We start from the raw sequence: 13,904 nt of genomic DNA, 5'->3' as shown, positions 1-13,904 counted from the left end.
CCCGGCTGCCGTCGGCCGGCTACTTCTCGACCCACTCGACCAGCTCGATCGCGATCCCGTTCGGGTCGGCGACCTGGAACAGCTTCTCGCCCCACGGCTCCTCGCGCAGCGGCAGGGTGATGGTGACCCCTTCCGCGCGCAGGCGGCGCTCCTCGGCGGCGACGTCCTCGACGACGAACGCCAGGATCACGCCGTCCGCGATCCGGTGGCGCTGGTCCTCCGGCAGGACTTCGAGGCCGCGCCGCAGGTAGACGACGTTCGTTCCGCCGCCCGGGTGGGCGAGCGAGACGAAGCCGTCGGCCGACATCTCCTCGGCGTAGCCGAAGTGCCGCTTGAGGAAGGCGGCGGAGGTGGTGACGTCCTCGACGGTCAGGGAAACGGCGGTCCTGGTGATCTGCAAGGCGGAGAACCCTCTCGTCCGTACGTGCCCGGTTATCCCGTACGCAGTACACTATACATAGTACGGAGAATTGCGCCAGGGGTCGCCGCCGGAACGCCCGAGGGAGGCTCCCGGGTGGGAGCCTCCCTCGGGCGGTCGGTGCGGGACGCGTCAGTAGACGCAGGGGATGCCGCCGTCGGACTGGGCGTCGACCCCGGGGCCCTGCATCGGGAGGTTGGCGGTCGGGTCGGACGGCGCACCGGCCGGGGCGGCCGGCTTGTCGGCGTCGACGCCGGTGAAGCCGGTGCCGAGGGTCACCACGACGCGGTCCGCGCCGACGGAGGCGGACTCGGTGGCGGTCACGCCGTAGCGGGCCGCGATCTGGTCGGCCGCCTCCTTGGCGCCCTTGCCGTGGACGACGGTGGTGGTCTTCGGCCTGGTGGCCGCCGGGCCGGTCCGGCCCTCCTTGAAGCCCATCGCGACCAGGGCCCTGGACTCGGCCGTCGAGGTGACCCCGGCAGCCGAGGAGGCGTTGAGGACGTCCACGGTGACGGCCTTCGCGGCGGTCGGCGTCGGCGTCGGGGTGTCGGCGGGGGCCGACGGGGCGGGGGTGGCGGAGTTGTCCGCGGCGTCGGCCGGCGCGGCGGCGTCCGCGTAGCCGAACAGCTGCTTGACCACCTTCTGGATCTTCGACGGGGTGACCAGGTTGACGTCCTGGCCGTTGCGGGTGCCGAAGCCGTCGAAGGTCAGGGTGTTGAACTCGACGTTGCCGCCGGTCAGCGCCGGGGCCTGCTGGGCGAAGTCGAGGATGTTCCACTCGTTGTCGATGACGAGGTCCTTCTGCACCACGCCCATCAGCTGCTGCAGCTTGCCGAGGTCGCCGATGATGCCCTTCTGCTTCAGGTTGTGCACGACGGCGGAGATGAAGGCCTGTTGGCGGTGGGTGCGGGCGAAGTCGCCGGAGTTGCCGTCGGGGCCGTCGAGGTTGTGGCGCTGGCGGACGAAGGACAGGGCCTGGGCGGCGTTGAGGGTGTTGATGCCCTTCTTGAAGTCCGCGCCGGAGCCCTGGCCTTCCATGGCCGGGTCCTTGGTGTCGTGGGTGAGGCAGACCTGGATCGGCTCGACCGCCTTGGCGATGTCGTAGAAGCCCATCAGGTTGACCTCGGCGATGTGGTCGATCGGCTGGTCGAGGAACTTCTGCACGGTGCGGATGGTGGCCGCGCGTCCTATGTCACGGCCGGCCTTCTCCAGGTCGGCGCCCTTGAGGCCCTTGGCCCGCAGGCCCGGGTCCGCCTTGTCCTTGGCGGCGCCGTAGGCCTCCTTGATCTTGGCCATGCCCAGCTGGGACCCGTCGGCGTTGTAGGTCATGACGTAGTCGTCGCGCGGTATGGAGACCGCCTGCACCTTGCCGCCGTTCGCGGGGATGTGCAGCAGGATCAGGGAGTTGGTGTTGTAGCCGCCGACGTCGGAGCTGTGGCCGGCGTGCAGCTCGTCCTGGACGAACTGCGGCGGGAGGTCCGAGCCGTCCATGTTCTTGCGGCTGTCCAGGCCGATCAGCAGCAGGTTGACCGAGTTGTCCAGGTGCTTGGGGGCGTCCTTCTTGGTGTCGGCGATGACGTTGGAGGTGGTCATCCCGTCGGTGAGCTGCTTGACCTCGTACCAGACCACCCCGCTGGCGGCGAACACCGCCAGTCCGACGGTGCAGGCCACCACCCGGCCGGCGATCAGCAACGGGGAGGGCCGGCGGGCTCCGGCGCCCCCGCGGCCCGCGGCGCGCCTGCGGGCGGCCGCCCGGCCGCCGTTCCCGGCCTCCGCGGTGCCCTCGGTGTGCTCGGCGTCGTCAGCCACGGTGCCTCCTCCGGTCCCGGACCAGCCGGACCACGATCACCAGCAGGGCCGCCGCCGCGGCCTCGGCCATCACGGGGAAGCCGTGCACCACCCACTTCGCGGCGCCGGTGGCCAGGCCCTTGCCCCGGTAGTCGTCCCGGTGGGCCGTCAGCTCGACGACGGCCGTCGCGCCCAGGACGACCAGCGGCGAGGACGCCAGGACCCACCACCAGCCGTTCCGGCTGCTCAGCGCCGCCGCGGCCGCCGTCCCGAGCACCGCGCCCACCGCGAAGGCGAGCCCCATGCCGGGGCCGGACAGCTCGTCGACCGCGGCGCCCGCCAGGGGCAGCCCGAGGGCCGCGGCGACGGGCAGGGCGGCTCCGCCGGCCAGGGGGCGTGCGGACGCCCCGGGCCTGCCCGCCGCCCGCTCCCGCGCAGCCTGGTCGGATGACCGTCCTCGTTGTCCCGCCACGCATTCACCCCCGGTGTTCCCGTGTGCCGTGCGCCACGATGGCGCGCGCCGGTCGTCGATCGTCCTCCCGGTGTCCGGAACTCCGTTCGTGGCGCTGCCAGTTCTGGACGCTCGCGGCGGTCGGTCGGTTCCCGTGTGCGGCCGGGCCGCCGGTGAGCGGGGCGGAGGGTTCCGCATGGCCTCTACACGGGTGTAGAGATCGTAGGCAGCATAGATGACGTGCGTCCGGCGGCAAGCGCTCCGGATCGGCTGCGGATCGGCGGGAGGCTCTGCGCGCGACCCGGTCGGGGGCCTGGTCGGGGGCCTGGGCCGTGGCCGGTCCGTGGTGCGTCGGATAAACTACACCGGGTAGTTTCTAGCGGGTCGGCCACCGGGCCGACGGATGAGGAGTGGGTCGTGGCGACCACGGGTGGAGCGGCGGGGCGTCCGGAGAAGCGCAAGGCGATCACGCAGGCCGCGATGGTGGTGTTCGGGCGCGAGGGCTACGTGCGGGCCAGCATGGACGCGATCGCGGCCGAGGCCGGGGTCTCCAAGCGCACGGTCTACAACCACTTCGCCGACAAGGAGACCCTCTTCCTGTCGGTGGCGCTGCAGAACTCGGCGGAACTGACCGAGAAGATCCGGGAGCTGATGGCGAAGTACCTCGACCGGGTGGTGGACCTCCGCCAGGACCTGGTCGACTTCGCGGTCGAGCGGGCGCACGCGGTGCTGTCCGCCGGGGAGCACGGGGCGCTCGGCAGGGCGATCCGCGCCGAGGTGGCCAACATCCCGCCGGACGTCCTGGAGGCCTGGCTGGAGGCCGGGCCGATCGCCTCGATGCGCGACCTCGCGGCGCACTTCGAGGCGCTCGCGGAGCGCGGACTGCTGGTGGTCGAGGACGTCGGACTGGCCGCCGAGCAGTACACGCTGCTGACCTTCCACGGCATCGCCGAGCGCTCCTTCTGGGGCGCCCTCCCGGTGGCGGACGAGGAGGTCGTGCGGATCGCGACGGTCGGCGTCGACGCCTTCCTGCGGATCCACGGCGGCCCGGCGGCCCGCGGCTGAGACCCGGCAGGCCCGGTCCGGGCGTAGCGGGTCCCGCCAGGGCCGGAAACCCGGGCGGGGGCGGCATTGCGCCGCCCCCGCCCGAAGACCGTACCGGTCACTTCCAGTTGACGCCCTTGCCGAGGGTGTACGGGTCGCCCCAGTACTCGGCGCCCGCCACCTTCGACGCCTCCGGGGACATCGCCACCGCGCAGGAGGTGGCCGACTGCCCGTTGGTGAAGCCCTTGGGCAGCGAGTCGCTCTTGCACTTGGGGAAGGAGCCGATGATCATCAGCTCCTGCGCCTCGGTGCCGTCCGCCAGCAGGCCCTTCATGTGGTTGACGCTGGTGAAGGACAGGTCGCTGCTGCCGGCGTTGGTGACCTTGTAGTGGATGTAGTACGGCACCAGCCCCTTGGCCTTGTCGCCCAGGTTCAGCGAGGTGAGGTCGGCCGGGTCGCCCTTCTCGATCGACGTGACCGCGAGCGCGATGGTGCCGCTGGTGCTGCCCGACGTGAACGGGATGGTGACGGCGTCGCCGACCTTGACCGTGGTGCCGGGTGCCGGGGTCGAGCCGGCGGGCGCGGGCGCGGCGGCCGAACCGGACGCCGCGCCCCCCGCCGGGGCGGAGGTCGGGGCGGCCGGGGTGATGGCGCCGCCGCTCGGCGACGGGGCACCTGTGGCGGACGCGGACGGCGCGGACGGTGCCGCCGGCGGGGTCGTCGCGGTGTCGGACGACGACGCGTCGTCGTTGCAGGCGGTCATGGTGAGTGCGCCGACCGCGGCCAGCGCGGCCAGGGCCAGCGCACGGCGATTGTTGCGGATGGGCTTCATGTGACGTTCCCCCGTCATCGCGGACCGCCGGTGGGCGGTCCTCCTGAGAGACGTTCATAGCGCAGCGCGGGGGCGGGGTGCCATCGCTTTGGCGCCGTCTTGACTGGTCCGTGACGACTCCCCCGCGGGTCCGTGACAAGGGATATCGAGCCGTGATCAGGGGGCGGGGCGGGGGCGGAACCCCGGGCCGATCATGTTCGCGCGAATCTGTTCGTCGTGGTTCCGCAAATGATCGATCAAGCCCGTCGGCTGGGCGGCCTGGCGGACGCCGGGGAGGACGCGGAGCACGCCGTCGGCACGCGGGGTCGTCGCTCGCGCCGTCGGCACACGCCGTCGGCACACGGGTTCGTCGCTCGCGGGGTCGTCACGAGGCGCTGAGCACCAGCTCGTTGTACTCGGCGACGGTGGTGAAGCCGAGTCGCTCGTAGAGCCGGATCGCCGGCGTGTTGTCGGTGCGGACGTTGAGGCCCAGGTGGTCGGTGGTCGCGGCCAGGTGCCGGCACAGGGCGGTGACGCAGACCCGGGCCAGGCCGCGGCCGCGGGCGTCGGGGTGGGTGGTCACATTGCCGAGCACGGCGACCCGCTGGACGGGGGAGTGGACGTGCACCCCCGCGACGGCCAGCAGCCGGCCGTCCCGGCGGACACCGACGTAGCCGCCCCCGGACAGCATCCGCGGGTCGAACCAGGCCTCCGGGTAGGACTCGGCCAGCAGGGCGCGCACGGCGGGGAGGTCGTCCGCGGTCAACGGCTCGGCGTCGTGGCCGGCTTCGCCGTCCGGGAGCACGTCCGGCAGCCCGCCTGACAGCCCGTCCGGCAGTCCCTCCGTGAGGAGCATCCGGAGCAGCGGCGTCCGGCGCTCGACCGCGTAGTCGGGCGCGAGGGCCCGCTCGGCACCGTCCGGCAACGCGGCCGTGAAGCGGCGGGGCAGGAACGGCCGCAGGTCGCCCAGCAGGGCCTCCAGCCGCGGGACGGCGGCGGGCCGGGCGAAGGCGAGCAGGACCGGGGTGTCGCCGCCGCTGAAGAGCAGGGCGACCGGGCCGTGCTCGGCGGAGGCGGTGTACCAGGCGGTGTTGTGCCAGGTGGGTTCGTCCAGGTCGCCGAGCTCGAAGAGGTGCAGCGCCGGATCGGTGCGGAAACGGGCGGCGAGCGCGGCGCGGTCGTGCAGGCTGATGAGGGGCACGCGGTCGAGGATAGGCCCGGCCGCGAACCCGGTCCGGGGCCCGGTCCGTTCGTCGGCGCCGACGAACGGACCGGGCCCCGGGGGCGGGTCAGAGCATCCAGCGCTGGGCGGGGTCGTTGCGGTCGCAGGACGTCATCGAGGTGTATTGCGCCGCCCCGTTGCTCTTGAGGCACTGCCCGTTGGTCGCGCTGCGGACCAGGTACCAGCCGCGGTCCTCGTCGGTCAGCCGCCACTTCTGGCTGTCCGGCATCCCGTACTCGAACGGACGGTTGAGCCCGTCCCAGCCGCCGGGGGTGTCCCAGAGCCGGACGGCGCCCGAGCCGGTGTCGAGGTCGACGGCCTTGCCCGAGCCGCCGTGCGAGATGGCGGTGGTGCCGTCGCAGTAGCCCCAGACCATCCAGCGCTGGGCGTCGGACCAGTCGTTGGCCGAGTAGACGCCGATCCGCGTGCCGTTGGCCTCGTTGTTGCCCGGCAGGTCGAGGACGCCGGTGGCGCCGTTGTAGATCTTCGCGGGGCTGTGCAGGGAGGGCGACAGCTCGCAGCCGGCCTGCGCGGACGACGCGGCCTGCGCGGTCGGCGCACCGGCCACGACCGCCCCCGCGACGGCCGCGACGGCGCCGAGCGAGGCGAGGACCCTGCGGGTACGGGTGGTGGTTGCCGCGGTGGTGGTTCTCATCGCTGTTCTCCTTCTGGTGTGGTGGAGGGCCCCGGCGTCAGCCGCACGGGACCTGGAGCGCGGCCCACTGCTTGGGGCCGGGGATTCCGTCGGCGTCCGGACCGGAGTCGCCGAGCTTGTGCTGCCAGTTGCGGAAGGACTCGCGGTCGGCGTCGGACCACTCCGGGCCGGGGCCCTCGGAGTAGGCCGAGCAGCCCTCGGCGACGAGGCGCTCGCCCATCCGCGTGACGACGTCGCTGCGCCGGCCGTCGTGGAAGAAGTCGGCGCCGGGGAAGGGCTCGAAGGCGCTCCCGCCGGCGTCGTCCGCCGGGCCGGAGCCGGCGGCCGTGGCGCCGCCGGACGACGTGCCGCTACCGGACGGCGCGCCGCCGCTCGGACTGTCGTCCGCGGAGGCCTCCTGCCCGAAGTGGATCGCCCCGGGCCGGTCCTTCCACGCCGGGTCGGCGAGGACCACGCCACAGGCGAAGTCCGGGATGCCGTACCCGTGGACCCAGTCCGAGCGGCGATCGCGGGTCTTCATGTAGACGCCGTCGCCCTCGGCGCCGCCGCCGTCGTTGGTGTTGCCCTCGATGGTGGTGATGGTGGTGCCGGTGTAGGCGATGCAGATGCCGGTGTGGCTGCCGCCGCCGGGCCCGAAGAAGACCTGGCCGCCGATCACCGGGTACTCGGTGAAGCGGCCGCGCTCCTTGAACCAGGCGACGCCCTCCGCGCAGGAGGCGCTGACCGGGAAGAGGCCGGCGTTGCCGGACTCCTGGGCGCACCAGGCGACGAAGGTGGCGCACCAGGCCTCGCCCTGGGACCACTCCAGGCCGGAGACGGCGGGCGAGAACTTCTGGACGTTGTTCCAGTGCCCGCCGCTGCGACCCTCGTGGTAGCCGACCTCGTCTCGGGCGATGCGGATCAGGTCCGCCGCGTTCGAGGACATGGGTGTGGACTCCTTGTTGCTGGAAGGCTGGATGGGTGGCGGTCGGGTCTCAGGCCTGGCCGAAGGTCTGCACGTAGCGGCCCCAGTTGCCGCGCTGGCGCGGGGCGTAGCCGATGCCGATGCTGTTGTAGGCGGGGTTGAGGATGTTGTCCCGGTGGTGCGGGCTGTTCATCCACATCTGCATGGCCTCCGGCACGCTGTTGCCGGGCGTGACGTTCTCGGCGGAAGCGCGCGAGACGAAGCCGGCGTCGCGGATGCGGTCCCAGGGCGAGCTGCCGTCGGTGCCGTCGTGCTGGGTGAGGTCGTGCGAGGCCATGTCGTTGGCGTGCCGCTGGGCGGCGGCGCTGAGCCGGTCGTCCAGGCGCAGTGGCGGGGCGCCGACGCGGCCGCGCTCGACGTTGACGGCGTTCAGCATCTCGTTGCGGTAGTCGCCGCCACCCGCGCCGGGCTGCGGCTGCGGCTGGGGCTGGGGCTGCTGCTGGCCGCCTCCGCCCGTACCGCCCGCGCCGGCCGGGACGAGCTGCCAACGCTGCGCCGGGTTGCCGCCGTCCTCCCGGCTCAGGGTGAGCGGGGAGCCGGGGGCGGCGGCGGTGAGGAAGAGCGTGCCCTCGTCGGTGCGGGTGGTGCGGATGCGGATCCAGTCGTTGTCGACGGGCTCGAAGCACCAGTGCTGGTTGGGCTGGTTGTGCTCGTTGAACAGCCAGGCCTGGCCGATGGAGTAGTTGTAGTCCATGACCATGGCCTGGCCGCCGACGTGCCGCCCGGTGGTCAGCTGGGTCTCCAGGAGGAAGCTGCCGTTCTCCTTGGCCCAGAAGGTCCAGCCCTGTGCGGCGGTGCCGTTGGGGCCCCAGGACTGGACGGCGGTGCCGGCGGCGGTCTGGCTGGAACGGACGTCGGCGACGGTTCCGTTGGCGGACCTGAGGGTGAGGGTCTGGCCGTGCTGCGGGAGGGTGGGCATGGGTTGCGCCTCTCGTCTGTGCTGCGCCCCGGGTCGTGACCGTTTCGGTCGCGGCGGCCCCGGGGCCTGACGAGGAAGACGTTCCAGGACTGCGGCAGACGGGCGGTCAACGCGCGTAGCGGGAAGCCGCGTTGATGCCGCGTCTACCGCACCATCAGCCCCCTGACCTGCGCCGCTTCCTCCGACAGCCCCAGCCGCTCGTACACCTCCAGGGAGTCCGCCAGACAGGCCCGGGCCTGGCGCGGGCGGCCGAGGCCGGTGAGCGCGGTGCCGAGGGTGCGCAGCAGGCCGGCCTCCAGCGCGGCACTGGTGCGGCGGGCGAGCGGGAGGACGGCCTCGGCGGAGTCGACGGCGAGCAGCCAGCGGCCGGCCTCGGCGTGGATGCGGGCGGCGAGGTCGCCGGCCGCGGCCGCGAACACGGTGACCTGGAGCTCGGTGAACTCCTCGCGGGCACCGACGGCGTGGTCCAGCGCCGCCTCCGGGTCGCCGCACAGCCGCAGCACCCGGGCGAGGTAGTAGCGGCCGATCGCCGCGGAGACCGGCCCCGAGGCGCTCATCAGGCGGGCGCTGCGTTCGGCGGCGTCCCGGGCTTCGTCGAGGCGCCCGGTCTGGGCGGCGCTGAACGCGAACTCGCCGAGCGCGCTGCCCTCCGCGCGCTGGGCGCCGAGGCGGTGGAACAGGCCGGCGGCGCGGCCGGCGTGTTCGGCGGCCTCCGCGTAGCGGCCGTGCGTCCGGGCGTTGCTGCCGAGGGTGACCAGGGCCTTGGCGAGCACGCGTTCGGTCCGCTCGTCCCCGTCGGACAGGGCGACGGCCCGGCGGATCTCCTCCTCGGACTCGGCGTAGCGGTTGATGTGCCAGAGCATGCTGCCGCGCAGGTAGCGGGCGAGGGCGAGCGGGCCGTGCTCGCCCCGGGCGGCCGCTTGCCGGGCGATGGCTCCGGCGAGGTCGACGATGACGGTGGTCTGGGTGCGTTCCGGCAGCACGGCGCCCATCCGGTCGGCGAGTTCGGCGGCCCGGTCGAGCGGCAGGGCCGGATCGGCGCAGCCGAGCGCGATGACGGCGGCGTGCACCTCGGCCTGGTCGCGCATCCACTGCACGGCTTCCGGGCCGTCGGCGATCGGCCGGCCGGGAACGGCCACGGGTGCGCCGAGCAGGCTGAGCTCGGCGGGCTCGGCCTTGCGGGCGGCGAGGTCGGCGTTGCGGGCGGTGGCGAGGCAGAAGTCGAGCAGCCGGTCGGTGGCGGCGGTCCGTTCGGCGGCGCTCTCCTCGGCGGCGAGCCGGCCGCGGGCGTAGGCGCGGACGAGGTCGTGGAAGCCGTAGCGGCCGAACCGGGGGGAGTGCAGCAGGTTCAGGTCGACGAGCTCTTCGAGGAGGCGGTCGGCCTCGTCCTCGTCGCGGCTGAGCAGGGCGGCGGCGCAGGGCAGCGGGAGGTCGGGGGCGTCGGGCAGCGACAGAAGGCGGAAGGCGCGGGCGAGTTCGGGCGCCAGGCGACGGTAGGACAGCGCGAAGGTGGCTTCCAGGGTCCGTTCGCCGTCGCTGAGTTGGGCCAGCCGGTGTTCGTGGCGCAGGCCTTCGGCGAGCGCCGCGAGGGTGAGCGCGGGGTCGGTGGCGAGCCGGGATGCGGCGATGCGGACGGCGAGTGGGAGCAGCCCGCAGGCCCGGACGACCTCCTCGGCGGCCGCGGGTTCGGCGGCGACGCGTTCGGCGCCGACGATGCGGGTGAGCAGTTCCAGGGCCTGCTCCGGCGGCAGGGTGTCCAGGCGCAACTGGTGCGCCCCGGGGAGGCCGGCCAGCCGGTGGCGGCTGGTGATGAGCACGGCGCAGCCGGCCGAGCCGGGCAGCAGCGGTTCGACGTGGCCGGAGTCGGCGGCGTTGTCGAGGACGACCAGGACGCGCCGCCCGGCCAGCGCCGAGCGGTAGAGCGCGCTGCGTTCGCCGGTGTCCGGGGGGACGTCCGCGGGGTCGACGCCCAGGACTCGCAGGAATCCGGCGAGGACCTTCCCCGGGTCGGGCGGGGTGCGGTCCTCGCCGCGCAGGTCGGCGAAGAGCTGCCCGTCGGGGAAGTGCGTGCGGACGTGCCGGGCGACGTGCACGGCGAGCGTGGTCTTGCCGACGCCGCCCATGCCGTCCAGGGCGGAGACCACGACGGCGCGTCCGCCGGCCGCGGAGAGCTGGTCCGCGAGGGTCTCCACCTCTTCGTCGCGTCCGGTGAAGTCGGGCAGGTCGCAGGGCAGCTGGTTGGGCGCCCGCCAGGTGTCGGCGGCGGGTCCGGCTGCGGCCCCGGCGGGCAGCAGGGTGGCGTCCTCGCGCAGGATGCGCAGCTGGACCTCGGCCGGGCCCGGTGCGTCCGGCGGCAGTGACGGGCGGGCGTCCTCGTACACGGCGAGCGCCTCGGCCTTGCGGCCCGACTGGTAGAGGGCGCGCATCAGGACGGCGGTGAGCCGGGGGCGCCCGGGGTGCTCCAGGGCGAGTGCCTCGGCCTCCGCCGTCAGGTCGGTGCGGTCGCCGAGTTCGGCGTCCAGCTCCAGCCGGGTCTCCTTGGCCGAGATCCGCTGCTCGGCGAGCCGGGCCCGGACGGCGTCGGCGTGCGGCCCGGGCAACCCGGCGAGCGGCTCGCCGACCCACAGCTGCTGGGCGCGCCGCAGCACCTCGCGGACCTCCCGCGGCGGTGCGTCCGCCGCCCGCAGCCGTTCGGCCTCGGCCAGCAGCTCCTCCCAGGCGGCCGCGTCCACCTCGGCCCCGGGCACCCGCAGCGCGTAGCCGTCGCCGACCCGGACCAGGGGCAGCCGGTCCGGGTCGGCGTCGCTGTACGGGCGGAACGCGCTGCGCAGCCGGGAGACGGCGAGCTGGACGGCCTTGCGGGGGTCGGCGGGCGCGGCCGCCCCGCCCCACACCCCTTCGACCAGGACCGGGACCGCCACGGTCCGCCCGGCGGCGGCCAGCAGCACGGCGAGCACGGCCCGCTGCTGCGGTCTGCCCAGCTCCAGTTCCTGTTCCCCGTACCACGCCCGGAGCGGCCCCAGCAGTCCGAACCGCAGTCCGGATCCCCCCATGTCGTCCATGTCCCCGTCCCGAGAGTCGTCCCTGCGCCGTGATTCCGCCACTTCCGTCCGGACAGCGGCGCCCCCATACCCCGGCGGCCTATGCTCTGTCACAGATTGTGCACCGGATTCCGAGCTTCGAGGGGTGGGCTGTGCGGCTCGAATTCCGCGTGCTGGGGCCGTTGGGTGCCACGTGTGACGGCCGCGAGGTGGATCTCGGCCGGCCGCAGCAGCGGGCCGTGCTGGCCGCATTGTTGCTCGCCCCCGGGCAGTTGGTGCCGACGGACCGGCTGGTGGAGGGTCTGTGGGGCGAGGACGACACCTGCTGGCCGAAGGATCCGGTGGGGCAGATCGGCACCCATGCGCACCGGCTGCGGCGGGCGCTCGGCGCTCCCGAGCTGCTGGTGGCGGCCGCGGGCGGGTACCGGCTGGCGGTGCCGCGGGAGGCGGTGGACCTCTTCCGCTACGAGGGCGCGACGGCGGAGGCCGTTGCGCTGCGTCACGAGGATCCGGCCCGGGCACGGGAGCTGCTGGTGGCGGCGCTCGCCACGTGGGAGGGCGACCGCGCGTTGGACGGCGTGCCCGGGGCGTTCGCGGAGCGGACGCGGGAGCGGCTGTCGGCCGGCCGCTTCGCGCTGGTGAAGACGCTGCTCGACCTGGAGCTGACCCTCGGGCGGCACGCCGACGTGGTGGAGCCGCTGGCCGTGCTGGCGGCCGCGCACCCGCAGGACGAGGAGGTGCACCGGCTGCGCCTGCTGGCGCTGCACCGCTGCGGCCGCACGGAGGAGGCGCTGGCGGTGTACGAGGCGCTGCGGGAGCGGTTGGACGGGGAGCTGGGGCTCGAACCGGCGCCGGTGCTGGTCGAGCTGGCCGAGCGGATCCGGCGCGGGGAGGCCCCGATGGCGCTGCGGCGGCTGCCGAGGCCCGGCCAGCTCCCGCCGGACATCCCCGACCTGGTCGGCCGGGCCGGGCTGGCGCGGCAGGCCCAGCAGGTGCTCCGGACGGCCGGTGGTTCGCCGGTGGTGGCGCTGTCGGGCCCGGCGGGCTGCGGGACGTCCGCGCTGGCCGTGCACGTCGCGCACGCCGTCCAGGACGACTTCCCGGACGGGCAGTTGTACGCGGGCGGGGGAGACCCCGGCACGATCCTCGCGGCGTTCCTGCGGGCCCTGGGGGAGCGGCCCGCAGGCTGTGCCGCGGTCAGCGAGCTGACCGCGCAGTACCGGGCGGCGCTCACCGGGCGGCGGGTGCTGGTGGTGCTCGACGGGGCGGCCGACCCCACACTGCTGCTGCCCGCCGTACCGGGGTGCGCGGCCGTGGTGACGGGGGCGGACCCCGAGGTGCTGCCCGCCGGGGCGGTCCGACTGGCGGTCGGACCGCTGGAACCGCACGACGCCCACGAGCTGCTGGCGCGGATCGTGGGCGTGGAGCGGATCAGCCGGGAGCCGGCCGCGGCGGTGGAGCTGGCCGGCCTCTGCGGTCACCTGCCCGTCCTGCTGCGGACGGCGGCGACACGGCTCGCGGCCCGGCCCTGGTGGTCGGTGGCCGACCTGGTGAGGTGGCTCGCCGAACGGGGATGAGGGCCGGGCCGCGCGGCAGGGGTTTAGTAGGGGTCGGAGCTGCGGAGCGTGTCCGTGACGATGCCCCACTCGCGGGGGTTGGTGTAGACGATCTTGAGACCGCCCTTGGGCTCCACCAGCACGGCGGCGGTCTGCAACGAACTGGTCTTGAACGAGTTGCGGGCCCAGCAGATGCGGTTGCCGGCGCCGTAGACCACGAAGTTGCCGTCGCCCTGCATGATCGCCCGCTGGCCGCAGTACTGGGTTCCCGGGGCGACCCACACCGGCGTCGGGTTCGTCTGGGCGTACTTGTAGAGGACGAGGTTGCCGTCGCCCTGCATGAACAGCCTGGTGTCGCCGGACTCAAGGTAATCGCCCGGGTAGAGCACCCCGGGCTCGTCCAAGGTCGAGCCGTACGCGGTAGCGGCCTGCGCGGTCCCCGTCGATACCACCGTTCCCACCAGCGCCAGCATGCCGGCTGCCGCACCTATGGCCAGGTTCCGCAGAGTCTTCATCGCCTTCATGTTCATGTCCCCGTGTGCCTCTTCTCGTCCCTGCATGTGCTGCACGACCGCGATCCGCGGCGCGCCTTGTGCAAACGACCATGGCCGACGGCGATAGACAACCGATGAACGTTTGCTTGGCGCGAGCGGCCGGGCTCGGCAGCCACGCCGGGGGCTGGCGGGCAGTGGGGACGCCGGGGACGCCGGGGACGGCGCGGGTCGACGCGGGGCGGCGCGAGGCCGCAGCCGGCCGGAGCTGGGGCGTTTGGCTTGGGCGCGAAGTAGGAGTAGTGTTCTCTAGTCGCTCGGCAGGGAGCACCGGACACGCAACAGCGCGGACGGTCCCGGGGTGGCCAATCCCCTGAAACACCACTTCCCAGGTTCGGGCTGGGCTGCGTTCGCATTCCTGCGTCGCGGCTCGGCATGTATTTGGTGTGTCGTTTTATCGGATTGCGGTCGATTCGCCTTTCGGGGCAGGGATCGGCTAGAGTTTGAAACGTCGGACGGGGCGTCAAACCTCGGAAGACACCGG

General features: G+C 73.8%; 12 protein-coding genes. 2 read left to right on the top strand and 10 right to left on the bottom strand.

Features of this window, described 5'->3' with window-relative positions:
- Positions 1-19: 19 nt before the first annotated feature.
- The 3 genes from ACZ7KX_RS37340 to ACZ7KX_RS37330 form a co-directional block, all read right to left on the bottom strand.
- Positions 20-400, bottom strand: a complete 381-nt coding sequence (locus ACZ7KX_RS37340; RefSeq protein ID WP_470330410.1) for a VOC family protein — start codon at positions 398-400, stop codon at positions 20-22.
- A 150-nt stretch (positions 401-550) separates the two neighbouring features.
- Positions 551-2,227 carry an LCP family protein gene (locus ACZ7KX_RS37335; protein WP_470330409.1) on the bottom strand — a complete coding sequence of 559 codons (1,677 nt, stop codon included), beginning with the start codon at positions 2,225-2,227 and terminating at the stop codon, positions 551-553.
- Positions 2,220-2,678, bottom strand: a complete 459-nt coding sequence (locus ACZ7KX_RS37330; RefSeq protein ID WP_470330408.1) for a DUF6542 domain-containing protein — start codon at positions 2,676-2,678, stop codon at positions 2,220-2,222. Before ACZ7KX_RS37330 ends, ACZ7KX_RS37335 begins: the two co-directional genes overlap by 8 nt.
- A gap of 396 nt (positions 2,679-3,074) precedes the next feature.
- Here ACZ7KX_RS37330 and ACZ7KX_RS37325 point away from each other — a divergent pair, with 396 nt between their 5' ends.
- Complete coding sequence (locus tag ACZ7KX_RS37325; RefSeq protein WP_470330407.1) at positions 3,075-3,722, top strand: TetR/AcrR family transcriptional regulator; 648 nt, start codon at positions 3,075-3,077, stop codon at positions 3,720-3,722.
- 97 nt (positions 3,723-3,819) lie between these two features.
- Here ACZ7KX_RS37325 and ACZ7KX_RS37320 read toward each other — a convergent pair whose 3' ends face one another.
- From ACZ7KX_RS37320 to ACZ7KX_RS37295, 6 genes are all read right to left on the bottom strand, one after another.
- Positions 3,820-4,533 carry a hypothetical protein gene (locus ACZ7KX_RS37320; protein WP_470330406.1) on the bottom strand — a complete coding sequence of 238 codons (714 nt, stop codon included), beginning with the start codon at positions 4,531-4,533 and terminating at the stop codon, positions 3,820-3,822.
- A 364-nt stretch (positions 4,534-4,897) separates the two neighbouring features.
- Positions 4,898-5,713 (bottom strand): GNAT family N-acetyltransferase, encoded by an 816-nt coding sequence (locus ACZ7KX_RS37315; protein ID WP_470330405.1) that lies wholly within the window; start codon positions 5,711-5,713, stop codon positions 4,898-4,900.
- An 88-nt stretch (positions 5,714-5,801) separates the two neighbouring features.
- Positions 5,802-6,389 (bottom strand): RICIN domain-containing protein, encoded by a 588-nt coding sequence (locus ACZ7KX_RS37310; protein ID WP_470330404.1) that lies wholly within the window; start codon positions 6,387-6,389, stop codon positions 5,802-5,804.
- 37 nt (positions 6,390-6,426) lie between these two features.
- A complete protein-coding gene (locus ACZ7KX_RS37305; RefSeq protein WP_470330403.1) occupies positions 6,427-7,314 on the bottom strand; it encodes a peptidoglycan-binding protein in 888 nt (295 codons plus the stop codon).
- Positions 7,315-7,363: 49 nt separating this feature from the next.
- Positions 7,364-8,272 carry a CAP domain-containing protein gene (locus ACZ7KX_RS37300; protein ID WP_470330402.1) on the bottom strand — a complete coding sequence of 303 codons (909 nt, stop codon included), beginning with the start codon at positions 8,270-8,272 and terminating at the stop codon, positions 7,364-7,366.
- 143 nt (positions 8,273-8,415) lie between these two features.
- Complete coding sequence (locus ACZ7KX_RS37295) at positions 8,416-11,334, bottom strand: AfsR/SARP family transcriptional regulator (protein ID WP_470330401.1); 2,919 nt, start codon at positions 11,332-11,334, stop codon at positions 8,416-8,418.
- A gap of 131 nt (positions 11,335-11,465) precedes the next feature.
- On the opposite strand from ACZ7KX_RS37295, the gene ACZ7KX_RS37290 reads away from it, so the two are divergent.
- The gene (locus ACZ7KX_RS37290; RefSeq protein ID WP_470330400.1) at positions 11,466-12,890 is read left to right on the top strand and encodes an AfsR/SARP family transcriptional regulator; all 1,425 of its coding nucleotides are present in this window, start codon (positions 11,466-11,468) and stop codon (positions 12,888-12,890) included.
- A 23-nt stretch (positions 12,891-12,913) separates the two neighbouring features.
- On the opposite strand, the gene ACZ7KX_RS37285 is transcribed toward ACZ7KX_RS37290, so the two are convergent.
- Entirely contained in the window at positions 12,914-13,384 is a 471-nt protein-coding gene (locus tag ACZ7KX_RS37285) for a hypothetical protein (protein ID WP_470330399.1), read from the bottom strand.
- Between the last annotated feature and the right edge of the window lie 520 nt (positions 13,385-13,904).

This window comes from Kitasatospora sp. NPDC038210 (assembly GCF_055600605.1).
This window is presented reverse-complemented; position numbering and strand designations above follow the sequence as displayed.

Bases quoted from the DNA above. Each gene is read 5' to 3' on its own strand.
- ACZ7KX_RS37305 (WP_470330403.1), bottom strand. From the start codon at position 7,314: ATGTCCTCGAACGCGGCGGACCTGATCCGCATCGCCCGAGACGAGGTC.
- ACZ7KX_RS37300 (WP_470330402.1), bottom strand. From the start codon at position 8,272: ATGCCCACCCTCCCGCAGCACGGCCAGACCCTCACCCTCAGGTCCGCC.
- ACZ7KX_RS37295 (WP_470330401.1), bottom strand. From the start codon at position 11,334: ATGGACGACATGGGGGGATCCGGACTGCGGTTCGGACTGCTGGGGCCG.
- ACZ7KX_RS37310 (WP_470330404.1), bottom strand. From the start codon at position 6,389: ATGAGAACCACCACCGCGGCAACCACCACCCGTACCCGCAGGGTCCTC.
- ACZ7KX_RS37320 (WP_470330406.1), bottom strand. From the start codon at position 4,533: ATGAAGCCCATCCGCAACAATCGCCGTGCGCTGGCCCTGGCCGCGCTG.
- ACZ7KX_RS37285 (WP_470330399.1), bottom strand. From the start codon at position 13,384: ATGAAGACTCTGCGGAACCTGGCCATAGGTGCGGCAGCCGGCATGCTG.